We start from the raw sequence: 26,943 nt of genomic DNA, 5'->3' as shown, positions 1-26,943 counted from the left end.
GCATATTCTGCCTCCATAATTGGTTGTGAAATCCAAGTTCTGCGTCTTCAAAAGCCTGATTCTATAGGCTTTCGTAATTTAGGTTTATTGTAATAATGGTTTCACATTCGCAAATAAGAGAAAATGAGGATAAACTAATGGGTAAAGTTATTCTAGATACTAGAAACGTTATCCGTCTTGAGGGAGTCTATAAGCTATAAAGTTTCATATCGAAATTGGCATTGTAGATGATTACGAATGTGTTAGAGAGGAATAAATGAATAAATTAACTTCCAATTTCTTTTATAACTTATTATACCAATTTCTTATTTTGGCATTACCGTTAGTGGTAATGCCTTATATTTCGAGGGTGATTGGGCCTGAGGGAATAGGTGTTAATGCATATTCCTCCTCTGTTGTGCAGATATTTGCTTTATTTGCAACGTTAGGAATAAATATATACGGTAATAGACAAATAGCAATGACAAAGCAGGATGGGGAAAATACCCTCTCCCGTAACTTTTGGGATATATATTCTATTCAACTGTTGAATTCTCTGTTGGTAATGGCTCTTTACTTTATTTTTGTAGTCTTCTTTGTAAATCAGGATAAGTCAATTTTTATATTGCAATCACTTGTTCTCCTTTCTTCAATGTTGGATATTTCATGGTTGTTTTTTGGTTTAGAGGAACCTAAAAAAGTTATTATAAGAAACACTGTAGTCCGAATTGTGTCTCTTGCTTTTATTTTTGTTTTTGTGAATAGCGAGAACGATTTAGAAATTTATATCCTAATTAGTGTACTATCGGGATTGGTTGGCCAGCTTATTATGTGGGCTCAAGCATTTAAATATATAAATTTTCCTTCAATATCCCTAATTCACCCAATTAGGCATTTAAGGCCATTAATTTATATTTTTTTTCCGCAACTAATAATTCAAATTTACGTTATCTTAGATAGAGTAATATTAGGGACTGTAGCAAATGAAGTCGAGGTTGGATTTTATGATCAAGCAATACGAATACTTAAAGTTTCATTAGCCGTGGTGACCTCCCTTACTACCATAATGTTACCTAGAATAGCCTCGGAATATTCTCAAGGTAATATTGAAAAAATTAAGCACTATAGTTACAGGATAGTTAGTTTTATACTGTTTTTAACCTTACCAATGGCTTCAGGTATTGCAGGATTAGCTTCTAACTTTACACTATGGTTTTTCGGACCAGGTTATGAAAAAGTAGGGCAACTTATGATTATTATGTGCCCGATCATTGTATTAATTGGGCTTTCTAATGTTTTTGGTATGCAAATACTTGTTCCAACACAAAACCAAAAGAAATTAACCATTTCTGTAAGTGTCGGTGCGTTCGCCAGTATCGTTGTTAGTTTTTTATTAGTTAATCGTATTGAAAGCATTGGTACTGCAGTTGCAACAATTGCTGCTGAACTTGTTGTAACTATCCTTTTGTCAGTTTATGTGAAAGATTTCATTCCATTTAATGCATACTTTAAGTTGATACTGAAATATGGATTTTTATCAGTCATTATGGGTTTGATTGTATATTTAATTGGTTTAGGTATTGATAAAAGGACCATTATGACAACTATAATTCAAGTAATTGTTGGACTTTTGTTTTATTGTTTTTGTTTGTTAATACTAAAGGATAAAATCCTATTCAATATATACAAAAAAATAAGAAGCTTAAGAGGGTAAAAACATGAAATATGATTATTTAATTGTTGGAGCAGGTCTTTTTGGCAGTATTTTTGCATATGAGGCGAAAAAAAGGGGAAATCGGTGTCTAGTTATTGATAAGCGTCATCATACCGGAGGAAACATATACTGTGAAAAGGTAGAAGGCATTAACATACACAAATACGGTGCCCATATTTTTCATACAAATGACAAAGAGGTTTGGGACTACGTAAACCAATTCGCAGAATTTAATCATTATATCAATTCGCCAATAGCAAACTATAAAGGAGATTTGTATAACTTACCCTTCAATATGAACACTTTTTACCAATTGTGGGGGACTAAAACTCCTATTGAAGCAAAGGCTAAAATAGCATCGCAAATAGAGGAGCTTAATATTCAGGAACCTGCAAATTTAGAAGAACAAGCTTTGAGCTTGGTTGGAAAAGATATTTACTATAAACTGATTAAAGGATACACCGAAAAGCAATGGAATAGACGAGCAGTGGATTTGCCTGCATTTATAATAAAAAGAATACCTGTTCGCTTCCGTTATGATAACAATTATTTTAATGATCGTTACCAAGGGATTCCGATTGGCGGGTATAATGTAATAATTGAAAAATTACTTAAAGGTATTGATGTCAGACTAAATGTCGACTTTTTTAAAGACAAAAACGAATTAGCGAAGTTGGCAAATAAAACAGTTTTTACAGGTATGATCGATCAATATTTCGACTACAAGTATGGTTCATTAGAATATAGAAGTCTAAAGTTTGAACATGAAATTTTAGATTGCGAAAATTACCAGGGCAATGCTGTAGTTAATTACACGGATAACGATACACCGTTTACTAGAATTATTGAACATAAGCATTTCGAATTCGGCGAGCAATCGAAAACGGTTATTACTAAAGAATACCCTCAGGATTGCGGCAAAGAAGACGAACCCTATTATCCTATTAATGATAAAAAAAATAACTTAATATATCGAAAATATTTAGAATTGGCAAAAAAAGAGAAAAATGTTATTTTTGGTGGTAGACTTGCAGACTACAAATACTATGACATGGACAAAGTGGTTAAACGTGCTTTGGAGATAGTACAAAATGAGTTTCGATAATAAATTGAGGTTCTGGAGGTGGTTTTGGTGAGAAAGAAGTCATGGAAGAAACCCTTGATATGGATTGGCTCGATATTAAGTGCGCTTATTCTAATTGTTGGCATAGGTGGTTATTTTGCAATAAATTATGCTGCAGATAAGGTATTAATTTCTTTAGTTGACCCGGTTGAAGATTCTCTAGACTTTTCTTCAGCTCAAACCGATTCGTCAAGTCCGAATACGGAAAGCAGTGCTTCGCCATCGAGCGATCAAACTTCATCACCTGTTTCAAGTGGAGCTTCTTCATCGCCGTCAAATGATCCAGCGTTATCGCCAAGTTCAAGCGAAGCTCCCGAGTCGCCCTCGTCTACGCCGAAGGGATCGGAGCAACCTGCCCTGCCATCCACGGGGACCAATGTTGGCAGTTCCGGACAAGCCGATCAAGTCTCTGCCGATAACCAGGGAGAGGAAAGCTCGCCTCCCACATCGTCTCAGTCGCCATTGCCATCTAAGTCTCCTTCGTCTACCTACAATCCGGAAATTTCGGTAGAGAAGGCTGAAGAAGTACAGGAGAGCATCACCTTCTCCGAAAAAACAAAGGTCATGACAATAATGCTCTCGAAGCTCAGCACCAGTGACATCAAAACGCTGCAACAGTTGTCGAGCGGTGGGCTCACATCCGAAAAGAAGAAAGAAGCAAAAGAGATTATTCTACAAAAATTGTCTGAGGATGAGTATAACGAACTAATTGCGATTGCCAAGAAGTACGGATTAAGCCAAGGAACAAGCTATGAGGATTCTCTAGAGCAAATTAACAACTAAACGGAAAAGCAGGTGCATACGATGAAGAAATTTAAAATGATGCTGGCGACGGCAATGGTAGGGGCAATGGCGGTTGTGACGCCGTTTTCGGCTTTCGCCGCCACGGCCAGTACGACGGTAAGCACGATCATGGCAAAGATGAAGTTTGACGGCCAGGAGCTGGCGTTGCCGTCCGGACAGGCGGCGTTCGCGCATGAGCAGCGCGTATACATACCGCTTCGTTTCGTGGCGTACGCGCTGCAGAAGAGCGTGGCTTGGGACAATGCGACGAAAACGGTAACGGTGTCGGAGCCTTCGGCGTCCGAGGCGGCCGTGCTGAAGCAATATTTGGCGGATGCGGCGGCGGCCGCGAAGATGCCGGCGGCCACGGCGGCGACGATTAAGGTGACGCCGACAAGCGCGAAGCTGGTTTTTGACGGAACGGCGAAGCAGCTGCCGGACGGTCAGCAAGTTTTTGCGAAGGATGGAACGATTTACGTTCCGGTCCGTTTCATGTCGGAGTCGGTCGGAACGACGATTAACTGGGATTCGGCGACGAAGACGGTCAGCGGCGAGTCCAAAGCCTACCGCGAAGCCCAGCAAAGCGGCAGCGGCGGCAATGCGGGCTCTGGTTCGACGGGCGGAGGCAGCACGGGCGGTTCCGGCGGCGGTACGTCCGGCGGCAGCGGCGGAGCAGGCGGCGGAGCCGGAGGCGGCACGGGAGCGCAAACGCAGGCCGAAATCGAGGCGGCTGCGTATACGAAGCTCACTAATTTGAAAACGGAGTGCGTGAACACAGCTAAGAGCCTCTGGTTTCAGTATGTATTGGAGTCCGATCCGGAAAAGCAAGCCGCGCTGATCGCGCAAGGCGAAGCGGCGCTCGCTTCCTGTACGGCTCAGTTCGAATCGATCGTGAGCGATACCGAGGCGCAGCTGAAGGCAGGCGGATTCAGCACCGATATTCTTCAAACGTATCGCAGCGAATTCGAGTCGGAAATTAACGCATTAAGGGAATTGGCCGAGTCTCTTATGTAATGGACAATGCGCGCCCGTACGGATAAGAACCCGTGCGGGCCGTTTTTATGCGGCCGCCAGCATTTTCTTTTGAACAAATTCGAATGTTTCGCTACAATGGTTCTTATATTTAAAGTGCCATCATTCAAATAGAAATAGGACATTTTTGAAAAGGTGAGGTAACCCTATGAAGCTCGTACTCCTCTCCGGAGGCTCCGGCAAGAGGCTGTGGCCGCTTTCGAGCGACTCGCGGTCCAAGCAGTTTTTGAAGGTGCTGGGCGGCGCGGACGAACCGAAGATTTCCATGATTCAGCGGGTATGGGGGCAGTTGAAAAACGTCGGGCTGGCGGACGCCACGTTTATCGCGACGAGCAAGTCCCAGGTCGAGATGATTCACAGCCAGCTGGACTCGGAGGTGCCGCTCATCGTGGAGCCGGAGCGAAGGGATACGTTTCCCGCCGTCGCGCTCGCGGCCGCTTACCTGCATTCGGTGCAAAAAGCCGGACCCGACGAAACTGTCATCGTGCTACCGGTGGATCCGTACGTGGACGAGGCTTATTTTGAACGGTTGAAGCTGCTGGACGAGGCGCTGAACCGTTCGGAGGCGGAGCTTGCGCTGATGGGCGTCAAGCCGACGTTCCCCTCGGAGAAGTACGGCTACATCGTCCCGGACGAATCCGGCGACGAGCGCGCGATCCCGGACCTTCGTTCGCAAGAGAATGTCTCTGTCCGATCGGAGTTCAGGTTCGGCGATTCCCGGCCGGCTGCCGGCAGTCCGACCGGCGTCAGCACGGTCCGGCCGCACGCCCCCTACGCCTCCGTCAGCCGCTTCCAGGAGAAGCCGAGCCAGGCGAAGGCGGCCGAGCTGATCGCGGAAGGCGCGCTGTGGAACTGCGGCGTGTTCGCGTTCAAGCTGGGCAAGCTGATGGACATTTTGCGCGAGAAGGAAATGCCGCTCGATTTTGCCGAGCTTGCCCGTCACTACAAGCGGCTGCCGAAAATCAGCTTCGACTACGAGGTCGTCGAGAAGAGCAGCCGGATCGTCGTCGTGCCGTACGAAGGGGAATGGAAGGACCTCGGCACGTGGAACACGCTGACGGAGGAGCTGTCCGAGCATTTGACCGGCAAGGGGAAAATCGACGCGCAGAGCGCCAATACCCATGTCGTGAACGAGCTGGACATTCCGATCGTCGCGCTCGGCCTCCGCAACGTCGTCGTGGCCGCCAGCCCGGACGGCATTCTCGTCTCGGACAAAGACGCGAGCCCGCGCATCAAGGACGTCGTCGATTTCGTCCGGCGTCCGATGTACGAGGAGCGGCGATGGGGCTGGTACAAAATTTTGGACTATGCGGTGACGGACGACGAGTACGAGGTGCTGACGAAGCGGGTCGGCATCGCGGCGGGGAAAAATTTGAGCTACCACTACCACGGCAAGCGCAACGAGGTGTGGACGATCATCAAGGGGACGGGCGATTTTGCTCTGGATGGAAAGATCCGGCGGGTCGCGGCCGGCGACGTGCTGCACATTCCGGTCGGCGCCAGGCACGGGATCCGGGCGATCGCCGATCTGGAGTTCATCGAGGTGCAGAACGGAAGCGAGATTATCGACGAGGACATCGTCCGGCTTCATACCGATTGGGACGAAATCTTGAAGCGCTATGTAAAGTAACCATGCGAGATTCGCGCGAGGCTATCTCCGTAAAAACGCGCAAACGGAGATAGCTTTTCTTTTTCATGCAAAATATTTTCATCTAAATCTATGATCGGATGTAACTTTTTGATCTAAGCGGAGTCTACATTAATAGAGAGAAGTGGGCGGAAAGTCCAGGGTCTTTCGAGTACATTTTTCAGCATGGGAGAACGAAATGCCAGTACAATCGACAAATTGGAAACCGTATCGGAAGATTTGGATCCCCGCTCTGTCCGGGGCTATCGCGTTGTCCGCCGTTTTCGGGCCGGCCTGGCCGTTCGCCAAGCCGCCGATCGCGGCAGCCGCGACGACGGCGAAGGCCGCGGTTACGTACAAGCTCGTCAAGCAATCGGAGACGATCGTCACGAGCGGAGCGCGGCAAATCGATTACAAATGGGTCCCCTCGGACGCCGCGAAAACGACGGAAAACATTCACGTCCTCGCAATCGACCTCACGAACCCTTACGTCCAGCTCGATGCGCTCGGAGGCAAAGGCGGCAGCGTCACGGCGCGGCAGTCCGTCACCGCCATGGCGAAGGAAACGGGAGCGGTGGCCGGCGTCAACGGCGACCTGTTCAACACGTCCAGCTCGAGCGAAGGCGCGCCGATGGGGGCGCAAATTACGAGCGGACAGCTGCTGTCCAGCACGTCCCAGCTTACGGGCATGTACGCATTCGGCCTGAACAAGGACAAAAAGCCGATCATCGACCGGTTTTCGTTCACCGGCACGGTGTTCTCCGGCGACGGCAGCTCGTTCCCGCTGAGCGGCATCAACCAGAGCGCGTACCGCACGGAACCGGACAACGGGTTCAGCCACGCCAACGCTTTGTACATGTACACGAGCGCCTGGACGGGAACGGAACGCCCGAAGAACAGCGCGACGACGCCGACCGAAGCGCTCGTCGTGGACGGCGTCGTGACGGAAATCGCAGTCGATACGCAGATCGCGACCCCGATTCCGGCGAACGGCTACATCCTGCGCGGGCACAAGGCGGCGGCCGATTTTATCAAAAACAGCCTGACCGTCGGGCAAAAGGTAACGTCTACCTACAGCCTCGTGTCGCAGACGAGCGGACAGACCTATGACCCGACTTCGTTCCAGATGATGGTAAGCGGGCATACGATTCTCGTCGACGGCGGCAAAGCCGCGACGTTCTCGCGGGAGATCAGCGGGCTTAGCGGCAACGCGAACCGGGCGCGCACCGCGGTCGGGTATTCGGCGGACGGGAAGACGGCATACCTCGTGACCGTGGAGGAAAACGACGACACGAAGACGGCGGGCGTGACGCTGAGCGCGCTGCAGCAGATTTTGCTCCAGCTCGGCGTGTACAAGGCCGTCAACCTGGACGGCGGCGGCTCGACGACGATGGTGACGCGGCCGCTCGGGGAATTCGACGTCACGCTCGCGCACCCGACCTCTTACGGCACGACGCAGCGGCTTGTGGCGAACGGCATCGGCGTATTCTCGCTGGCGCCGCAAGGCTCGGTCAAAGGCATCGTCGCAAGCGGAGCCAAGACGTTGTTCATCGGCCAGCAGGCGACCTATTCGCTCAAGGCTTACGATACGTACTACAACCCGATCGATCCGGCGGGACTTACGCCGGCGTGGTCGGCGGCCGGCAGCATCGGCACGTTCAAGGACGGCGTGTTCACGGCGGCCAAGCCCGGCAGCGGCACGATCACGGTCAAAGCGGGCGAAGCCAGCAACACGGTCGACGTTCAGGTCGTCGGCGGCGACCAGATCGACCGCCTGACCGCGGAGCCGAGCACGAACGTGCTGGCGGCCGGCACGACGGTCGCGGTCACGGTGAAGGCGAAGCTGAAAGACGGCACGACGGCGACGGTTCCGGCATCGGCGCTGAAGTGGGAGTTCCGCGGCTTTACCGCGACGGCCTCGAACGGCAATATCGCGATTCAAAGCGTCGGCGAAAATACGAAGATCGGGTACGCGATCGCCCGTTACGACGGGTTCTCGACGGTCGTGGCGCTCACCGCCGGCGCCGAGAGGACGCTGGAGAACTTCGACAGCGTCGCGTACAACATCGGCTTCAGCGGGCTTCCGGCCGAGACGCAAGGCTCCGTCTCGCTCGTCACCGGCATGGCCGGCCGCGAAACGTCGCAGGTGCTCAGCCTGAAGTACGACTTCACGAACGGAACCGGCAGCCGGTTCGCCTACGCGGTGCTTAACGACGGCGCCGGCATTACCGTCGACGGCAGCCCGAGCTCGCTGACGCTCGACGTGCTGGGCGACGGCAGCTACAACTGGCTGCGCGCGACGTTCGTCGACGCGAACGGCAAGGAAGGCCTCGTGACGCTGGCTTCGGCGATCGACTGGACCGGCTGGAAGACGATCAAGGCCGATCTGGCTTCGGCGGGCCTGGCGTATCCGGCGAAGCTGACGAAGCTGTACGTCGTCAACCTGGAGGAGGATCAGGACGAACGGGCGCTGACGGGCGAAGTCGCGTTCGACAACCTGAAGCTGCTCGGGGCGACCGGCGCGGCCGCCGGCAGCTCGGCAAGCGTCAAGCTTACGCTGAACAGCAAGCAGGCGACGGTGAACGGCAAGGCCGCCACGCTTGACGCCGCTCCGATCGCGCTGGACGGCACGACGTACGTGCCGCTCCGCTTCGTGTCGGACGCGCTCGGCGGAAGCGCCGACTGGGAAGGGACGGCGAAGCGGGTGACCGTGCTCCGCGGCGACAAAATGCTGGAGCTGTGGCTGAACAAACCCGATATGATCGTGAACGGCGTTCGGGTCGCTTCCGAGACGCAGCCGCTCGTTCGCAGCGGCCGGGTGCTCGTTCCGCTGCGCGTCATTTCGGAGCAGCTGGGCCAGACGGTCGACTGGAAAGCGGACGACAACAGCATTACAATTCATTAATCTTCGGTCCAAAGTCCCATATTCGGGTTTCTAACAGTATAAAATGTGATATGATGGAAACGGGCCCCTTTTCCGAGTTTAAGAGAGCGTGCGGACCGCCGGGCGGAAAGCCGGGCGATCGGCATATGCAGTTGTCGGGGATGATGCAGGGGGAATCGAATACGTGGACAGCGTGGACCAAATCGATCTTGTCATCCAGAACGCCGTCAAGGTGATGGAAGACAGCAAGATGCAAGTGTTTGAAATATGCGAGGCGGCAAGGCGGGAGCTGGAATCGCTGGAGCGGGAGCTGGAGCGGGTGCTCGCGGAGACGGGGACGACGATCGAGACGGTCGACCGGCTGGAGCGGGATTACCGGCTCGCGCGCATCCGGCTTACGGAAGTCAGCCGCGACTTTTTGCGGTACTCCGAGAAGGACATCAAGTCCGCCTACGAGACGGCGACCAACCTGCAGCTGGATTTAATGGTGTACAGGGAGAAGGAAAGCTATTTGAAAAAGCGGCGCGGCGAGCTTCAGGTTCGCGTGCGCAACGTCGAACGTTCCATCGAGCGGGCCGAGGCCATCGGCTCGCAGATGAACGTCGTGCTGGATTATTTGTCCGGGGATTTGTCTCAGGTGACGCGCATTTTGGAATCGAGCAAAAACCGGCAGCTGATCGGGCTGAAAATCATTTTGGCCCAGGAAGAGGAACGCAAGCGGATCGCGCGGGAAATTCACGACGGCCCCGCCCAATCGCTCGCCAATTTGGTGCTGCGTACCGAAATCGCGGAAAGAATGCTCGGGACGCAGGAATTGGAGGTCGTGCGCGGCGAATTAATCGAGTTGAAGAAGCAAATCCGCAACGATTTGGGGGAAATTCGCAAAATCATTTTCAACCTCCGCCCGATGGCGCTCGACGATCTCGGTCTGGTCCCCACGCTTCGCAAATTCGTTCAGGATTTTGAGGAACGGACCTCGATTCGGACCAAGTTCGATGTCGTCGGGAAGGAAAAGCGCATGTCATCCGCGCTCGAAGCCGCGATGTTCCGGCTCGTGCAGGAAGCGTTCGGCAACGCCTACAAGCATGCGGAGGCGTCGCTTGTGACGCTCGAGATCGTTTTTTTGGAGGAGATCATACGACTTACGATTCGGGACAATGGGGTCGGGTTCCATGTCGACGTTACGGAGGCGCGCGCGCGAAGCCATTCCAAATTCGGACTGATCGGGATGAAGGAACGGGTCGAGCTGCTCCAGGGGAAAATCACCTTCGCCTCCGGCGTCGGACAGGGCACTACGGTCATCATAGAAGTTCCAAACCAGGCAGAGCTGCGAAAGGAGTTGGGCTATAATGGAGAATAAATCGCAAAATCGCAAAATCAAGGTGCTGCTTGCAGACGACCACCAGCTGTTTCGGGAAGGCCTGAAACGGATTTTAAACATGGAGTCCGATCTGGAAGTGATCGGGGAGTGCGGCGACGGCATTCAGGTGCTGGAGTTCTGCAACCAGATCAAGCCGGACGTCGTGCTGCTCGACATCAACATGCCGGTCGAAAACGGCGTGGTGGCGACGGAGCGGCTGCGGGATATTTTTCCCGATATCAAGGTCATCATTCTGTCGATCCATGACGACGAGAGCTACGTCTTCGAAACGCTGCGCAAAGGCGCCTCCGGCTATCTGCTCAAGGACATGGAGGCCGAAGCGCTCGTCAACGCCATTCGCACGGTTGCGGTCGGCCACGCTTACATTCACCCGAAGGTGACGGGCAAGCTGATCAACCAGCTGCGCCGAATGACGTATCTCGACGAAATCGGCGCGACCTCGGGCGCCGCGGCCAGCCGGGAGACGGTGACGAAGTTCGTTCCGAACGGCAACAACCCGCTGACGCGCCGGGAGGCGGAAGTGCTGCGCCTGATGGCGGAGGGCAAGAGCAACAAGTCGATCGGGGAAAATCTGTTCATCAGCGAAAAAACGGTCAAAAACCACGTCAGCAGCATTCTGCAGAAGATGGAAGTGGACGACCGGACGCAAGCCGTCATCAATTCGATCAAGTTCGGCTGGGTTACGCTTTGAGCCGTAAGGCCGGAGCGGGAATTCGGCTTTCGAGCAGCGAAATTACATAAGGACGTTCGGGAAACCGCCTTTGCCTTCGGCGGTTTTTTTGGCATGTCGGAATGTTTAAGGTTTTCGCCTGGCTATGAGCGCGTACGGAAGCTTGCGGGACGGCGGTGGGGGCAAATTCGTATGCGAGGGATCAGGGGATGGCGGAGGGAGCTTCACTGGATTTTGTCCAATCAAGGGGGCGGAAAACGCCGAGACCGTTGCCTTGAGTGGATTTTATCCAACGAGCAATTTGGAATTTGGGCAAAAACGCGGGAAAGGCCTCGCCAGATTGGACAAAATCCAACGAAGCCCAATCTTTTCGCAAAAAAGTCGATTTTGGTTGGAAAAATTCCAACCAAGCCTCGCCGAACCCAACGCCATCCCTCTCAATCCTGTGCAATTCCTATGCAATCTCGCGTTATCCTGTCATCAGCCACTTTAATTGACGGTAGATTCGGAACCGCCAATGACGGTGGCTTTTTGCTTTCCTCACCGCCGTTTCGGAGACAATTATATTTCGCCTTTGTTTGTCGGCGTAAAAAAACTGCTCCGAAGAGCAGTTAGAACAGCGGTCGGACGCGGTACTTGGCATGTCGGTGGAGCCAGAACTTCGAATTTCCAAACTTCACGTACCAGTCCGTATCGAGCTCAAGGTTGGATGGCAAGAAGTGCTTTCCTACTTGAATCATCACGGCATCACCACAACGTAGCGAGCAAAGCAACTCTTCTCCATCGTACACGTTCCAACGCTCGGTATCTCCATGAAATCGTATCTCATTCATATTTGTCATCCCTCACTGTTCCTTAAATTCAGCTAGGATCCTCGTCACATGGACGGTATCAATCATTTTGTCTTTTCGCAGCACTGCATCCAGAAGCGCAGCGGTGCAGACGTTATTTATCTCTCGGCATATCCCCCGAGCATGCGCGTATATGGCGTCCATCGCTTCTGTCGTAAACACCGGCCCTGTACTTCCGACAACCTCCAATTGGTGGGAGATGTAATCGCGGCACTCCTCGAGCGACAAGCCTTCCAAATGAAAACGCACGTTCATCCGCTGTGTAATCGGCTTGAAGATTCTCAGTTGCAACGTGGCCTGTAGTTCCGGCTGTCCAATGAGCAGCAGGGCAAGCGGCGAAATCGAGTCCATACGAAAATTCGTCAAAAAGCGTATTTCTTGCAGCATGTCTCCTGAAAGCAGGTGCGCTTCATCCACGACAATAACGGCGACCTTCTGCTGGTTCTCGTACAAATCCCATACGAGGTGCTGGAATTGCCGTTTGGCTTCGCTGCGCAGAAACTTGGGCGGCAAGCCGAAGTGGTGGAGGAGTTCACGGTAAAAGTCCCTTGGTTTCAGATTCGCATCCGACAGATAGATAAACCGGTACTTGTTCGGATCCAGTTGGTCTTTCAAGTAGCGAACGGCTGTCGACTTGCCGCAGCCAATTTCACCGGTGACGCAGCCAATCGAGCGAGTCATCACCATATACTGCATCCGTGCTACACATTCTTCGAATCGCTTGGAGCGGTGCAGATGCCGTGTTTCAATCTCCCGGGTGAACGGAACGCGCTCCCACCCGAAGAAACCACGAATCATGAGCGATTCACCTCTTTCATCGCTCGCGAAAGCGCAGCGCCTTGCGCTTCGCGGGTCTGCCGTTTCTGTTCTTCCACCAATAATTCCACATAGTTGAGGCCCGTCTTCGGCGGTTGCATGACGGCCTTCGGTTCATCCTGCTTCGGCCGGTTTTTCGGATCGCGGAGCTTCATTGGCTTCGCGTCTTCATAGCGCTGGCCGTCCTTCCACACCTGGATGACGGACAGGTCGTGCGGATCGAATCGCACCTGAATCTTCGAGCCGGCAAGCTCTGTCTGGACCTCGAATATCGTGCCCAGCAGCGAGATGCATCCCGTTTTGTCCACTTTGCGGGATTCCTCCAGCAAGAATACTTCTATGAGTTCATGCGGCGGCAACATGCGAATCGGGTGGTCGTCTTTTTGGTATCGGTCGACTGGGCGCTGCTTAAAGCTGTTGTGGACTTTCTGGTGGTAAGCAATCTCAAGCCACGCCGAGAAGAATCGATTCAAATCGTTAAGCGTCTGGATCTTCCCTTGTTCAATCAGGTCGTATGCCTCCGGCACAAAGCTCTGGTCGACAAATCGGAAGAACTTTTCTTGCTTCCCGCGTCCCATAGGACGTCCGGGGCGAGTATGCTTAAGCTCTGCCCCCAGTCGCCCGCAAATCCGCTCAAAATGGTGTGAAGAATAGATGGCGCCGTTATCGACATAGATCATTTCCGGCACTCCGTTCTTTAAAATCGCCTTCTTCAGGCAATCCTCCAGCCGGGCCACACGTTCCTCGAAATAGAACTGGCCATGCACAACGAAGCGAGAGTAATCGTCAATGAAAATAACCAGATAGGCCATGACCTTCTTGCCGGGCTTGTCCGGATGCGGAAGGTAAAGGGTATGCTGCACATCGCCTTGCCACATGCTATTTCGGTGCGTGGCTTCAAACCGGCGAAAGTGGCTCCACCCCGTATTCAGTAACGCTTTGCGCGTGACGCCGCGGCGGCGAAGCTGCTTGCTAAGCGTGCTTTCTTTCAGGGTGCCGGGGGCCACGAATGCCGCCAGTTCCAGAATCGCAATAATCTGCCTGACGCTTCGGCCGGGTTGCTCCTGCTTTAAGGCAATCGCTTTGGCAAGCACATCCTCGGGGATTTCCCTGGTCGTGAGTTTGTCTGCTCGGACGGAGGGCAACAGCGCCTCCCATCCGCCTTCGCGATACGCTTTTAAATATCGCTCAAGCGTTCGTAGACTAATTCTCCTTCGCTGTCCCGACGACGTTTCATACTCATGGCTTACAATTTCGCGCATCAACGCCATCTGTTCTCCGGGATCCAATTTGCGGCTAACCAGTGATGCAATTAAGCCATAACGGAAGTTGGCTTCTTGCTGCCTTGCTTGCTCATCCATGCTAAATCTCCTCTCCCTGTGGTCTATGAGAGTATCGCATAGACGCTAGAAGCCAGGGAGGGCGCATATTTTGTGGGATCAGGAGGGCAACTTGCCGTCCAGGCGATTTTTAAAGCAATTTTGGAGGCGATTTTCGTTTGCCTTGCTCCTTGGCGGTGGATGCTGAAGGGATTTATAAGCGTGATGCTACAGGTAACCTCGCATTTAGAAACGTCCAATAGCCCCGTCTGGATGCGCCAGCGGGGATGAATCGGGGTAACAGTTTGTCCAGCCAATCCAATGTATCCATTGGCGTTGGGTTCATCATGGTGGGGTAAAGGTGGAGCATATCCGTGTCGTCCCCCTGGGCTACGAGTTTCCCAGCAACCCATAGTGCTGCATCCGCTGCGCGGCGCAGATGTCTTGCCCACCAGCGTTTCAACGTACGGCGGCTATAACGCACGGCAGGAGTTGTTGTGCTTTCTGTCGTCTGCCGCCAAGCGAATCCCTTGTGCTTGCGCTTTAATGCCGCTTCTCGCACCCAAGTCGCATACCGGGCCCATGGAATCAGGAACTCCGGCAGGAGGGAGATTGTTATTCTACAGGTAGGACAATATCGACGGTAGATCGGGATCTGGATGACCTCATGCTTCGTCACAATTCCTCGCCAATAACGACCGTGTTTATGGAGAAGCCGACCGCAGTTTTCACAGCAGAGCTGGACGTCAGGAGATTGATTTCCGAATGTGCGTAAATAAGCCTTGCAAGAAAGGCCGAAATAAAGTATTTTTGACATGATGAAGTGAATGCTCCCGGGGATCCTCGCCAAAGGTTCGGGAGCATTTTCCTTTTTAATCGACAATAGCCTAATCCACCGTCATTGTACAGAAGGGATTAGGCTATTGTCGGCTGTTTATTCGGTTTGGCTCCGCCACACCGAATGGCGAATTCATGCCTTTTTCCCGCCATAAAGTCAGGCGGCGAACATTATCCGGCGATCCCCCTCCCATTCAATCCTTCATAAACCTACGCAATTCAGCGTCCCCCCGCTCAATCCGCGAAAAACGCCAGGAAATTCGCCAGGAAGTCTGTCAAGCACCTGCATGCTTGCTGCTGTTTTTGATCGGAAAGCGTCTCAAAAGATCGACCTGCCGCCGAAGCCCGGAACCTGCGCCTTCCGCGCAGCATATGCTGTCGTAGGAGCGAATCGTTATTTCGCGGGGAGGCGGACATCATGATGATCGATTTGGTATGGATCGTCGCCGCTTATGCGGCTGCGGCCTACTGCGTCCATTGGCGAATCTCCCGCATGAGCAAGGAATCGGCCGGAGGGCGGCATTTCGTGCTCGTTGCCGGCAATCATCAAATGCAGATCGAAGGCTATATTCGGAAGCTGCGGGGATTCTCGCGATGGACTGGTGAGGATATCGCCATAACGGTTGCTATGAAGGCTTTGTCAGCGGACGAAACAGGGAAGATTGCATCTCTGTTGGCTTCGCGGGAGCAAGGAGAGCTTGCGGTTGTACCTTATCGTCCTGGGGAGCCGGCGGACATTGAGGCATGGAGAACGGGAACGGAGCCTTTGCGGACCGGTCAGGGGAATCGCATTGTCGTGTGGATCGACCTTGATGACCTTGAACATGCAAGATTGCCTCAGCGTTAGGAAACAGCATTTATTGCAAAAACTTCGGGGAGGGCAAAACGTCCTCCTTTTTTGTCTGCGCGGATTTATGACGGTTTGTGACTCATGTAAAGTTTGGAGACGGACAAGCCGATACATGAGAGGAGAATCTATTCCAAAGCACTCGGATGGTGAACTTTATGAAACAGTTGCTGAGAAAGTTGCTTGGCTTGCTCCTCGCTCTTTTTATGGGTACACCGGCTTTGAACGCAACCGCGAATACCGGTAATCCGGTTCCGGCCAACGTATCGGAAAGCCGTATTTACGTCGATGGCCGGGAAGCGCGATTGACGGGTTTTACCATTGGGGGTAGCACCTATTTCAAGCTGCGCGATGTTGCCGAGGCGCTGTCGGAAACGCCAAGCGGGTTCGATGTGATTTGGAACGCTAAAGGCAACGCGGTAGAGTTCATAACGGACAAGCCTTATACCGAGCAAAAATCGGGAGCATATACTTATTACTACGCTCCCTCTATTGAATATACGGCCCAACCTGGAACATCAAAGTTGATCGTTGACGGCGAGCCGGTTGCGCCGATAGCCTACGTAATTGACGGCAGCAATTATTTCAAGTTGAGAGATTTGGGCGCGTATGCCCATTTTGACGTTGAATTCAGCGAGGAATCAGATGAAATCCACATTTATTCGCGGCTTCCGGAAAATGCACATCGGGTGAAGGCGGCAGGGAATGTTGCTGACAATATCCTGACCCCCTATTACCCGAGATGGCAGAGCCCCTTAACCTCCAATTTGATTCGCAACGACGACGGGACCTTTAGCGTCATTGAAGCGAACGACGAGATCGTAATCGACACATATGATGAGGATTTTCAGTTAATTTCCAGCAAGAAGATTCCCCCTGAACTTCCATTGTTCGGCGGCTTTTACAGCGGGAAAAGCTATCATTACATCGCTTACGGTCAGGAAAACCCCGAGGAAAACGATGAAGCAGAAGTGATCCGAATCGTACGATATGACAAAGAATTCAACCGCATAGACAGCGTATCGATTCAGGGCGGAGCAAGCTATACCACGATTCCTTTTGCGCATGGTTCAGGAAGGATGGCGGAATCCGGAAATACGCTTGTTTTCCATACTTCTCGCCAGCGGTATATGACGGAAGACGGCTTGAATCATCAATCCCAACTGACGATTATGATCGATACGTCGACGATGTCCGTAACCAATAGTTTGGGAAAATTTCAGCCAAATCATGTGAGCCATTCTTTTGATCAATATGTATTATTTGATGGAAACGAGCACGTACTACTCGACCATGGCGACGCCTACCCGCGTTCGATCGTTTTGCAAAAAGGAAACGGGGTGTCGTACAGGGAGGTCGATATGTTTGAGATTCCGGGAAAAATCGGGGCGAATATGACCGGCGTATCCGTCGGAGGCTTTGCGGAGTCGTCTTCGCACTATATCGTTGCGATGAACACGATCGACCACGCTTTGGTCACCGAGTATACGTCTTTCGAGATGAAAGGCCTGGAAAGAGATCAACGAGATATCCTAATCGCCGCCGTCCCGAAAAACAACTTGAACGGGAACGAAGTTAAAGTTGTTACGATTGCCGAATATATCGACAGCGACAAGCTCGCGTCGATTCCTCGATTGGTCAGAGTAAACGATGACAAGCACATCGTGCTATGGCAGGAGTTCGATAAATTTGGCGAGCTTTACTCGCAGAACCGTCGAAGCGATTTGAAGTATGTGTTTTTGGATAAGGGGGGGCGGCCTTCCGGCGGCATTCAAACGGTCGAGCGCTTAGCGCTGTCACGTTGCAATCCGATCGTCATCGGCGATAAGGTCGTATGGTACGCGCAGGAAAACGGGATTCGCATTTTTTATGCGGTACCTCTTATCGACCAAGCTTAAGAAAAAATAAAGACCACCGATAACGAAGCAGAACAAACAAGGGCGGGACGGTTCGAAGGATTGTCCCATCCTTCCTTTGAACAACACTTTCCTAAACATTCGATGTTTGAGCCAGGTTATGACGCAATGTGATTGCTTCGGAGTGCGAGTTGGAATATAATGATAGGGTAAATTGCATCGATACGGGTGAAGCACACCTGCGAGCGTATGGCGCGTTCGGGTGTGTTTTTTTGTTGTCTTTTTCCCGTGCGCGCGGTTGAGAGAGTTAACAGGGAAGAGGAGGATGAGGATGTACGAGATGGACAAGGTCGCGAAGATGTCGCGGACGGACCGGAGCGGTCGGGCAGCGGAGACGGCGAGGGCGGAGTCGACGAGGGCGGAGATGGCGAGGGCGGAGACGGCGAGGGCGGAGACGGCAGATCGGGCGATCCGCGTGCTGGAGGAAATTTGCGTCCGGCTGGAGGGGATGGAAATCGCTCTGCACAGCCAGGACGTGCGTCTGGAGACTCTGGAGAAGCGGGTCAATGCCGGCATTCGGGGGCAGGAAGAGCTGGACGGCAAGCTGGAGGCTTTATCGCTCGATACGCATCGGCTTTTCAGCTTGTCGAGCTCGCTTGCGAAGGAATTTTTTTTGCTGCGCGGACAGATGAACGATCAGCTCAACGGCTTGGGGGAACGGCGGCGCAGCCGGGAAGGGGCGTGATTTTATCCGAGCTTCAGTTTATGTGGCGCTTGCGAACGACGGTTGCGCTTATCCGCAATGGACCGTTAGTTGGGAGGCGGATCTGGCGTTTTGGGCAGGCCATGCGGCGACTTCGGCGACTGAAGCGCATAAGGCGCGCAGCCTGGTTCGGCTTCGCCTGGAGCTGCCGCTGTCCGAGGCGGTTATCGTTTGCGACAGTCTGAAGGCGAGGCTTGGCGGGAAGATCGGGCCGGGCGATGCGGGCGGCCTTCTGCTGGAGACGGCGGAGGCTGTTCGCAAAGGGCTCTCACGGGAGAGGAGAAACCGCTTGTCAGGCGCTGCCGGAATGCGAAGGGGAGCGTCCGGCGTTCATTCGGCGGTCCGTCGCCCGGGCTTCTCTCCTTCCCGGTCGTCCGGACCTGGCGAAGCGGCAGGCAGTACGGCAAGGGATGCATTTTGGGGTTCGATAGGCGGTCCGGGCGGCAGCTTTTTGCTGGAAACGGTTCGGGTTGCGGATTTGCCGGGCTTGTCGGGTTTGCCGGCTTTGCCGGATTTGTCGGACTGGACGGGCATGCAGGAGTCGGCGCATCAAGCGATCGGGAACCGGGCCGACGATTCGCTTCGGCCTGCTGTTGCGCGAGGCAGAGGGGTTTCGGCGGGTGAAGGGGCTGCATGGAGGAGTGCGGCTAGAGAAGCCGGCCGCAAGCTGGCCGGGCGCTCGCTGCTGCTCGACGAGGCGATCGGCTTGCTGGGCATGGAGGACAGCGGGACGGGGCTGTTTTTGCTGCAGTTCGCCGCGTTGGCCGGCGAGGCGCGGCTTGCCGCCGCGATGGAGAGCGGCGCCGGGAGGCGAGCGAAGCTGCGCTGCCGGCGCTGCGGCAGCGGCGAAGAGCGGATGCGCCGCACGGCATGCGCTTCTTGCGGCAGCGCCGCGTGCGCCGTATGCGAGGCGTGCATTGCGATGGGGCGCAGCCGCGAGTGCGGGCTGCTCGTTCTCGCCTTGCCGGGACGAGCTGAACGCGATCAGCCTTCCGCCTCGGTACCCGGTCGCCCATTGCCTGCGGATGGAAGGCCCCGATCGCTAAGAGGGTCTACGGACTTTAGCGTATTCTCCCGGCCGGTCGATGGAGAGCGCGCCCCGTTGTTCGTCGACCGATGGGGGCTCAGCCCGGCGCAGCTTCGCGCGTCCGAGGCTGCCGTGCGTTTTTTGCGCGGCGACGGTCCGGGGGAACCGCTTAACAGTTTAAACCGCCTGCTGCCGAGCGCGTTCCGTCGGTCCGCTCGAACGCAAAGCCGCAGGTTTCTCCTCTGGGCCGTTACCGGAGCGGGCAAGACCGAGATGATCTTTCCGCTGCTGCAGGAAGTGCTCGACCGCGGGGGCAGGGCGCTGGTGGCGACGCCGCGGCGGGATGTGGTGCTAGAACTTGCGCCTCGGCTCGCCAAAGCTTTTCCCGGTGTCGGGCTAGCCGTGCTGTACGGGGGCAGCGAAGACCGGTGGACGAACGCGCCATTGACGTTGGCCACGACGCATCAGCTGCTGCGGTTCCAGGAAGCGTTCGACCTCGTGCTGGTCGACGAGCTCGACGCGTTTCCCTACCATAACGATCCGATGCTGCATTATGCCGCGGAGAAAGCCCGCCGCGCGGACGGCTCGACGGTGTTCCTGAGCGCGACGCCTCCCGCGTCGATGCAGCGCGAAGTAAAGAGGGGCGGCTTGCCGTGCGCCCGGGTGCCCGTCCGTTTCCATCGTCATCCGCTTCCGGTGCCGGTTCGGCTGAACGTTCCGCCCATTTATAAGTGGATCGGAAGGGGACAAGTTCCCGCATCGCTCAAGAGGTTGGCCGACGAATCGGTACGGCGGGGGGCTCAATTGTTCGTTTTTGTCCCGTACATTCGGCATGTCGATCCGGTCGTTTCCTTGCTGAGGCGGCATGCCGGAGAATGGGGAATCGCCCCGGAGGCGATCGGCGGCACATCGTCCAAAGACGCGGAGCGTTCCGGCAAAGTAACGGAGTTCCGCAATCGGTCGTTCCGCGTGCTCGTGACGACGACGATATTGGAGCGGGGCGTGACGGTTCCGCGCAGCGACGTCTGCATCCTCGACGCGCACCACGCGATGTTCGACGAAGCGGCGCTCGTGCAGATGGCCGGCCGGGCCGGGCGGTCGGGAGACGATCCGAAGGGGCGCGTGTATTTCTGCTCCGCCTATGCCACTCGATCCCAGCATCGCGCGGAATCGCAAATCCAGGCCATGAACCGCTTGGCCCGCAAGCTCGGCTATATCCGGACGGCGGAAGGATGAAGCTTGAGTGGCTCGAACGCATCTATCGGTTGTTCGGCCCGGACAACGGCTGCTGCCCGGTGTGCGAGCGGCAGCTCCGTAACGGTTCCGCCGCCTTTCCGGTATCGATCCGCCATGAAACGCCGAGAACGATCTTGTCCTCTCTCTGCGGCGAATGCGCCGGACGCATCCCTTGGATCGACGAGGCGGCCTGCCTCGTATGCGGACGCCCGGAGCGCTGCGGCGATTGCCTGCGCCGGACGAACCGCCATTTTCGCTGCTGCCGCGAGGCGGTTCGTTACGACCCGGCAATGCGGCAGTGGCTCGCCCAGTACAAGTACCGGGGACTGGAAAGGCTGGAGCCGGTCCTAGCGGCCATGCTCGCCATGCCGGCCGAGCGCATGATCGGACGGCTCGCATTCGATGCGGTGACCGCCGTGCCTCTAGCCGAGGAGCGGCTGCTCGAGCGGGGGTTCAACCAGGCGGAGCGCTTGGCCGCGCGCATTTGCGACTGGTACCGGGTTCCTTATGTTCCGCTGCTTCGCCGCATCCGCCATACGAGCAAAATGAGCTTCATAGGCCGGGGCGGCCGCCTTGAAAATATGAAGGGAAGCTTCGCCGTCGACATTTCCCTGAGCGGGTTAGAGGGCCGGGAGCCGGAGCGGGTGCTGCTTGTCGACGATATTTATACGACCGGAAGCACCATGAACGAATGCGCCTATGTCATTCGCCGTTCGTTCCCCGCTTGCGAGGTGTACGGGGTTCTTTTGGCCCGTTCTTGACATTCCGCTTGTTTCTTGCAATATTTAGTATAAACGTTATGTCGAGGGGCGGCGTTTGCTGTCGCTTGGTTGTCGGCTCAGACTGGAGGGTTCGTTGCGATGGATTTGGCGAATTGCCCCCGCTGCGGGAAGTTGTTTGCCCGCAATTTTCGAGATATATGTCCGAACTGCATGAAAGATATCGAGAGAGAATACGAAACGTGCATCGAATATTTGCGCGCCAACAAAGGCGCCACGATCACGGAGCTGTCCGACGAGACCGGGGTGTCCGTCAAGCAGATTACCCGGTTTATCAAGGAAGGGCGCATTTCGCTGTATAACGCCCCCAACATGTCCTACCCGTGCGAGGTATGCGGCACGCTCATTCGCGAAGGGAATATGTGCGACAACTGCCGGGCTCGGCTTCGCAAGGAAGTGCGGAACGCGACGGCGGAGACGGGGCGGGGAGCCGAACAGGAGAAGAAAGCGGAGAGCGCATACCGGATTAAAGGTTTTTTGCGCGACGACGATTAAAACCGTTCTATAAACATTTGATAGCTTGCGGCCGATAATACCTTTAACGGTTATCGGTCTTTTTATTTAGCGGCCTTGTCGAGGTGAAATCAGTGAAAATCAATCAATCCCAACGTATCGGAGCTTTTCAAGCTTATCAGTCTTCCGGAGAGCAGCGCGCGATGAATGCGCCGGGCAAGAAGCTCAAGGACGAAGTGCAAATATCCGCCGAAGCCAAAGAACTTCTTAATGCGAAGGCGAACGACCGCGCAAGCGCGGAAAAAATCGACGCCTTGAAAAAAGAAGTGGCGACGGGTACTTATTATGTGGAGACGGACAAGCTGGTCGAAAGAATTTTGCCTTTTCTGCGTTGATCGGCATTCCAGCTAATTTGAAGGGTGAATGTGAATTCGATGGCGTTAAACCCGTTGTATGAAACGATGGAGACTTTGCTCGAACAGCATGAGCGCATGCTGGAATTGTCCGAGCAGAAGAAGCAGGCGATTATCCGCAATGAGGTGAATCGGCTGACCGAGATTACCACCAAGGAATCGCGGCTGCTTAAGCTCATTTCGGATACGGAACGGCAGCGTCGGCAAAATGTTGAGGAATATTACTTGAGCAAGGGGTTAAAGCCGAATCCCGAAGCGACGGTTTCCGGCATCGTGCAGCTGGAAACCAATCCGCGCGAGAAAACCAAGCTGGCCAACCTGGGCGAGCGGCTGGTCGAGTCGGTGAATCGCCTGAAACAATTGAATGAACTGAACATGCAGCTGCTGAAGCAGGCAATAGAATTTAACGATTTTTCTCTTGACTTGCTGAGCGGTTCGGACGAGCAGGATATGATTTACAAGCCTCCGGCCAATCAGACGGGCTACGGCGGCGGAGCAAGGCTTTTCGATTCGCGGGCTTGACCCAACCTGAATGAACGAGGTGGCTTACAGATGAGATCGACTTTTATGAGTCTCGAAACGGCAAAACGGAGTTTGTTTACCCAGCAAGCGGCCTTGCAAACGACGGGACACAACGTAGCCAACGCGAATACGGCGGGCTACTCGCGGCAAACGGTGAACATGGTCGCTTCCAGTCCGATCGAAGCGGTCGGCATGACGAAGTCGACAGTGCCCGGCCAAATGGGGACGGGGGTTGAATTTAACTCCATTACCCGGATACGCGAACATTTTCTCGACATGCAGTATCGCAACGAGAATAAAACGTTGGGCAACTGGACGATTCAGCAGGATACGCTTCAGAAGCTGGAGACGATTTTCAACGAGCCGTCCGATACGAGTCTTCGCACGACAATCGACAACTTTTTTAATTCCTGGAACGATCTTGCCGAATCTCCGGAAGACAGCACCACACGGACGCTTGTAAGAGAGAACGCGATTGCGCTCGCCGACGCCTTTAATCAGACGAGCAGGCAATTGACGGAGCTGTCTCAGGACTTGACGGAAAATATCGAAGTGAAGACGGAGCAAGTCAATACGATCGCTTCGACGATTGCCGCTTTGAACGGGCAAATTCGCCGTATCGAATCGTTGGGAGACAATGCGAACGATTTGCGCGACCAGCGCGATTTGCTGGTTGACGAATTATCCAAAATCGCCAACGTTACCGTGGAAGAAGAAGCGAATGGCGATTATCTTGTCACGATCGGCGGAGCTCAATTGGTGGCCGGCGATGAGGCAACGCCGATGACCGCTGCCGGTTTCCAGGGGATGTACGCTGCCGGAACCCTAAGCGGCGGGGAATTGTATGGCATGATCCACTCGCGGGACACCTTTGTAACGGACTATCAACGGCAGTTGAATACGCTTGCGAACGGACTTGCCAACGGAAATATGACGATTACGATTCCTGCCGGCTCGGTATTGCCGGAAGGGACCGTGCTGAATAACATCACTTATACCGAAGCGAACCGTACCCTGGCAAGCGATCTGACGGTGACGGTTGCCGGACTGAACGGCTTGCACAAGCTGGGGTACTCGCTTGGTACTCCGCTGACGGCCGGCGGCAATTTCTTTGTCTCTTCGGACGGCGGACCGTTGACGGCGGCTAATTTCCAAGTGTCGGCCGATATCTTGAACAATGCAAGCCTGATCGCTTCATCCATGAGAACGACAACGGAGAACGGCACCGAGACGGCGATCAAAGGAAATAACGGTTTAGCTCTTCTTATGTCCCAATTGGGCGACGTATCGATTGATTTTTCGTCCGTTACCGGCGGTAGCGACACGACGATCAACAGCGCGAACGGTTTCTTCCGCGCCATGGTCGGACAACTCGGCGTGCAGACGGAAGCGGCTACGCGGCAAGCGACGAATGCGCAGTCGGTAGTCGATCAAGTCGATAGCCGTCGCGTTTCCGTAAGCGGCGTATCGCTCGACGAAGAGATGTCGAACATGCTAATGTTCCAGCATGCGTACAACGCTGCGGCGCGTCTGATGACAACCGTGGACGAAATGCTGGACCGGATTATTAACGGGACCGGAGTCGTAGGCCGATAATCGACTAATTTGAAAGGCGGGTGCGAGTAACGATGGCTGGAAGAGTGACGCAGGCTACCATGACAAGTCAACTGTTGCGGAACATCAATACGAATTTGACGCGGATGCAGGGCAATAGCGAGAAGTTGTCGACAGGAATGCGGATTAACCGTCCTTCCGACGATCCGGTCGGCATTACGTACGCCCTGCGCTATCGCAGCGATCTATCCATTAATGAACGGTATCAGACCAACGCCGACTATGCCGCATCGCTTCTTGATTTTAACGATACGCTTCTGACGCAGACCGGGGATATTCTTAAGCGGGTCAAGGAGTTGGCCGTTCAAGGGAGCAATGGGACCCAGACGGAGACTTCGCGCGAGACGATCGCCGTCGAAATGGAGCAATTAAAGGAACAATTGGTCAATATCGCAAATTCGACGTTTAAAGGCAAATATGTTTTTAGCGGTCAAGAGGTCGATCAAGTGCCTTATGCATCCGGCGTCGATCCCAAGACCGTCGTGACGGATTCAGAAGATATTTCGTACATGGTGGGAGCGGGCGTGAAAGTTAGCGTCAACCTTACCGGCAACGACGTTTTCGGTTATCCGCCAACCGGAGTGACGGCTCCGCAAAATGAAGACGATAATGTATTCCACGTGCTGGACCAAATGATCGGAAGTTTGCGCAATGACAATATGACCGAACTGAAAAACCAGATAACGGCATTGGAGTCGCGAACCAATAAAATTTTGACCCAGCAGGCTCAGATCGGGGCGAGGGTCAATCGTGTCGAATTGGTTCAGTCGCGTCTGGAGGATTTGAATCTGAATTTGACGACGCTGCAGTCGAAAGTGGAAGATGCCGAGTATGAAGAGTTGATTATTAAATCCAAAGTCGACGAAAGCGTTTATCAGGCGTCCTTGTCGATCGGCGCCAACATCATTCAGGCTTCGCTTGTCGACTTCTTGCGCTAATTGGAACCGAATCGGAGAGGAGAGAATGGGTTGATCGGTCAAATTTACATTCAAAGCGATCCCGCCATTCTTAGCTTCACCGGAGGACTTGGTCGTTACGATATCCGGACGGAACGGCCTGTCGTGCATGTGGAAACCCGAAAGGGAGAGTATCGCATGGAAAACAACGGCGCCGGAACGCTCGAAATCGACATGAGTCTAACGAACGATGCGATAGACGGCGGGAGCCCTGAGAGCTTTTGGCATCGAATTTACAGTCAATACAAGCAAATCGCGGTCCAAAACATGGAACGAATCGTGGAGCGCGGCAATACGATCGGGGACTTAAGAATTAAACAAAATCCGATGCCGGATTTCGCTCTCGAGGATTTTGTGGAGGGCCCCCCCGATCTGCAGGCGTACGGACCCGCTTTGCCCAATAATACGAAATTTTCGTATACGCCGGCCGATTTGAACATCGAATACATTCCGGAAGAACGAAACGTAGACGTTCAACTGACAAAACCGGCCATCGAATATCACAGGGAATATGTGCGGTATAAAATGGAACAATATCCAAAAGTAACGATTATCCCGCCCGCGATCGACATGATGGGGTGACGTGTTTATTTGCTATAAGCGACGACGCGCTTGTAGCTTTTTCTGTGTCATGCGGATATTTGGAGGGGACGATATGCATACTTTGGCAACGAGGTTCGGCGAACTGACCATTCAAGAAGAGGACATCTATACTTTTGCCAGAGGAATCCCCGGATTCGAAGTCTGTCGGCGATTCGTATTTGTAAAACCTGAGGAGCATGCTCCTTTCGAATATTTACAGTCCGTCGATGACGGGAATCTGGCTTTTATCGTTGTGGACCCCTTTATTTTCTTTCCCCGCTACACTTTCGAATTGCCGGATTCGTCCGTCGCGGAACTGGGAGGGCCGAAAGAGGACTCTTTAATGATTCGCGTCATTGTGAGCATTCGGGGGGAACTCCGCCAGGCAACGGCCAATTTAGTGGCGCCGGTCGTCCTTAATGTTCGGGATAGAATGGGGCAGCAGGTCGTGCTAAGCGATTCCGAGTATTCCGTTCATCACCGGCTATTCAACGATACATCCAATCGCACCGGAGGGGGATGACCGCCAATGCTCGTGCTTACCCGGAAGAAGGGGCAATCCATTCTCATTCAGGATCAAATCGAGTTGACCGTATTGGGAATCTATAACGACCACATCAAAATCGGCATTTCCGCCCCCCCGGACGTTCAAATAGTTCGCTCGGAATTAATCGTTTCCATTAAAGAGAACAACCTGGAGGCTTCCCAACTCCCCGAAAACACCGATTTTTTAAAGGAAGCGCTGCGTCAAATCGGACGTGAAGACTGAAGCTCCGAGCCATCGCTATTGCCGTCGGCAGAAAATCTTCAACGGAGTGGCATATATGCATATTTTGCTAAAAACCAGAAGGAATCCCGCCGATATAGTAGTAAAGGGCA

At 53.6% G+C, this 26,943-nt stretch carries 25 protein-coding genes; 21 read left to right on the top strand and 4 right to left on the bottom strand.

Annotated elements, in window-relative coordinates:
• The first annotated feature begins 256 nt into the window (after nt 1-256).
• From B7E11_RS05135 to B7E11_RS05090, 8 genes are all read left to right on the top strand, one after another.
• Nucleotides 257-1,693, top strand: a complete 1,437-nt coding sequence (locus B7E11_RS05135; protein WP_080832534.1) for a flippase — start codon at nt 257-259, stop codon at nt 1,691-1,693.
• A gap of 4 nt (nt 1,694-1,697) precedes the next feature.
• Nucleotides 1,698-2,798 carry a UDP-galactopyranose mutase gene (gene glf, locus B7E11_RS05130; protein ID WP_080832533.1) on the top strand — a complete coding sequence of 367 codons (1,101 nt, stop codon included), beginning with the start codon at nt 1,698-1,700 and terminating at the stop codon, nt 2,796-2,798.
• A 27-nt stretch (nt 2,799-2,825) separates the two neighbouring features.
• Nucleotides 2,826-3,599, top strand: a complete 774-nt coding sequence (locus B7E11_RS28800; RefSeq protein ID WP_139787078.1) for a hypothetical protein — start codon at nt 2,826-2,828, stop codon at nt 3,597-3,599.
• A gap of 21 nt (nt 3,600-3,620) precedes the next feature.
• The gene (locus B7E11_RS05115) at nt 3,621-4,613 is read left to right on the top strand and encodes a copper amine oxidase N-terminal domain-containing protein (protein ID WP_080832530.1); all 993 of its coding nucleotides are present in this window, start codon (nt 3,621-3,623) and stop codon (nt 4,611-4,613) included.
• Between the two features lie 166 nt (nt 4,614-4,779).
• Entirely contained in the window at nt 4,780-6,261 is a 1,482-nt protein-coding gene (locus tag B7E11_RS30110) for a sugar phosphate nucleotidyltransferase (RefSeq protein WP_245809629.1), read from the top strand.
• A 268-nt stretch (nt 6,262-6,529) separates the two neighbouring features.
• Entirely contained in the window at nt 6,530-9,163 is a 2,634-nt protein-coding gene (locus B7E11_RS05100) for a stalk domain-containing protein (RefSeq protein ID WP_245809628.1), read from the top strand.
• Between the two features lie 154 nt (nt 9,164-9,317).
• Nucleotides 9,318-10,502: a sensor histidine kinase gene (locus B7E11_RS05095; RefSeq protein WP_080832796.1), complete on the top strand. Its 1,185-nt coding sequence runs from the start codon at nt 9,318-9,320 to the stop codon at nt 10,500-10,502.
• A complete protein-coding gene (locus B7E11_RS05090) occupies nt 10,492-11,214 on the top strand; it encodes a response regulator (RefSeq protein ID WP_080832528.1) in 723 nt (240 codons plus the stop codon). The genes B7E11_RS05095 and B7E11_RS05090 overlap by 11 nt, the downstream gene beginning before the upstream one ends.
• 590 nt (nt 11,215-11,804) lie before the next feature.
• Here the strand turns inward: B7E11_RS05090 and B7E11_RS30890 are convergent.
• The 4 genes from B7E11_RS30890 to B7E11_RS30885 all read right to left on the bottom strand — a co-directional run bounded on the left by B7E11_RS30890 (nt 11,805) and on the right by B7E11_RS30885 (nt 14,996).
• On the bottom strand, nt 11,805-12,026 hold the full coding sequence (locus tag B7E11_RS30890) for a DUF5348 domain-containing protein (protein WP_176220599.1): 222 nt from the start codon (nt 12,024-12,026) through the stop codon (nt 11,805-11,807).
• Nucleotides 12,027-12,038: 12 nt separating this feature from the next.
• Nucleotides 12,039-12,842 (bottom strand): ExeA family protein, encoded by an 804-nt coding sequence (locus B7E11_RS05080; protein ID WP_080832527.1) that lies wholly within the window; start codon nt 12,840-12,842, stop codon nt 12,039-12,041.
• Nucleotides 12,839-14,221: a DDE-type integrase/transposase/recombinase gene (locus tag B7E11_RS05075; protein ID WP_080832306.1), complete on the bottom strand. Its 1,383-nt coding sequence runs from the start codon at nt 14,219-14,221 to the stop codon at nt 12,839-12,841. Before B7E11_RS05075 ends, B7E11_RS05080 begins: the two co-directional genes overlap by 4 nt.
• Before the next feature lie 172 nt (nt 14,222-14,393).
• Nucleotides 14,394-14,996, bottom strand: a complete 603-nt coding sequence (locus B7E11_RS30885) for a DUF6431 domain-containing protein (protein ID WP_425430054.1) — start codon at nt 14,994-14,996, stop codon at nt 14,394-14,396.
• A 438-nt stretch (nt 14,997-15,434) separates the two neighbouring features.
• Here B7E11_RS30885 and B7E11_RS05070 point away from each other — a divergent pair, with 438 nt between their 5' ends.
• The 13 genes from B7E11_RS05070 (at nt 15,435) to B7E11_RS05010 (ending at nt 26,833) form a co-directional block, all read left to right on the top strand.
• Nucleotides 15,435-15,863 carry a hypothetical protein gene (locus B7E11_RS05070; protein ID WP_080832526.1) on the top strand — a complete coding sequence of 143 codons (429 nt, stop codon included), beginning with the start codon at nt 15,435-15,437 and terminating at the stop codon, nt 15,861-15,863.
• Nucleotides 15,864-16,021: 158 nt separating this feature from the next.
• Complete coding sequence (locus tag B7E11_RS05065) at nt 16,022-17,761, top strand: stalk domain-containing protein (protein WP_139787076.1); 1,740 nt, start codon at nt 16,022-16,024, stop codon at nt 17,759-17,761.
• Between the two features lie 289 nt (nt 17,762-18,050).
• Nucleotides 18,051-18,464 carry a hypothetical protein gene (locus B7E11_RS05060; RefSeq protein ID WP_080832524.1) on the top strand — a complete coding sequence of 138 codons (414 nt, stop codon included), beginning with the start codon at nt 18,051-18,053 and terminating at the stop codon, nt 18,462-18,464.
• Between the two features lie 22 nt (nt 18,465-18,486).
• Nucleotides 18,487-20,745 (top strand): ATP-dependent helicase ComFA, encoded by a 2,259-nt coding sequence (locus B7E11_RS05055; RefSeq protein ID WP_245809627.1) that lies wholly within the window; start codon nt 18,487-18,489, stop codon nt 20,743-20,745.
• Nucleotides 20,742-21,506: a ComFC family protein gene (locus B7E11_RS05050; protein WP_080832523.1), complete on the top strand. Its 765-nt coding sequence runs from the start codon at nt 20,742-20,744 to the stop codon at nt 21,504-21,506. The genes B7E11_RS05055 and B7E11_RS05050 overlap by 4 nt, the downstream gene beginning before the upstream one ends.
• A gap of 99 nt (nt 21,507-21,605) precedes the next feature.
• Entirely contained in the window at nt 21,606-22,019 is a 414-nt protein-coding gene (locus B7E11_RS05045) for a TIGR03826 family flagellar region protein (protein WP_080832522.1), read from the top strand.
• Nucleotides 22,020-22,111: 92 nt separating this feature from the next.
• Nucleotides 22,112-22,372: a flagellar biosynthesis anti-sigma factor FlgM gene (locus tag B7E11_RS05040; protein WP_080832521.1), complete on the top strand. Its 261-nt coding sequence runs from the start codon at nt 22,112-22,114 to the stop codon at nt 22,370-22,372.
• 39 nt (nt 22,373-22,411) lie between these two features.
• A complete protein-coding gene (locus B7E11_RS05035; RefSeq protein WP_139787075.1) occupies nt 22,412-22,912 on the top strand; it encodes a flagellar protein FlgN in 501 nt (166 codons plus the stop codon).
• 30 nt (nt 22,913-22,942) lie between these two features.
• Entirely contained in the window at nt 22,943-24,508 is a 1,566-nt protein-coding gene (gene flgK / locus B7E11_RS05030) for a flagellar hook-associated protein FlgK (RefSeq protein WP_080832519.1), read from the top strand.
• 32 nt (nt 24,509-24,540) lie between these two features.
• The gene (flgL, locus tag B7E11_RS05025; RefSeq protein WP_080832518.1) at nt 24,541-25,464 is read left to right on the top strand and encodes a flagellar hook-associated protein FlgL; all 924 of its coding nucleotides are present in this window, start codon (nt 24,541-24,543) and stop codon (nt 25,462-25,464) included.
• Between the two features lie 30 nt (nt 25,465-25,494).
• Nucleotides 25,495-26,064 (top strand): DUF6470 family protein, encoded by a 570-nt coding sequence (locus B7E11_RS05020; protein WP_080832517.1) that lies wholly within the window; start codon nt 25,495-25,497, stop codon nt 26,062-26,064.
• Nucleotides 26,065-26,137: 73 nt separating this feature from the next.
• A complete protein-coding gene (gene fliW, locus B7E11_RS05015) occupies nt 26,138-26,587 on the top strand; it encodes a flagellar assembly protein FliW (protein WP_176220614.1) in 450 nt (149 codons plus the stop codon).
• Nucleotides 26,588-26,593: 6 nt separating this feature from the next.
• Nucleotides 26,594-26,833, top strand: a complete 240-nt coding sequence (locus B7E11_RS05010) for a carbon storage regulator (protein WP_080832515.1) — start codon at nt 26,594-26,596, stop codon at nt 26,831-26,833.
• Nucleotides 26,834-26,943: the final 110 nt, after the last annotated feature.

It is taken from the genome of Cohnella massiliensis, from assembly GCF_900169535.1.
In the GTDB taxonomy this organism is placed as follows: Bacteria; Bacillota; Bacilli; order Paenibacillales; family Paenibacillaceae; genus Cohnella; species Cohnella algarum.
Note: the sequence above shows the minus strand (reverse complement) of the source record. Positions and strands in the feature narration are given on the sequence as shown.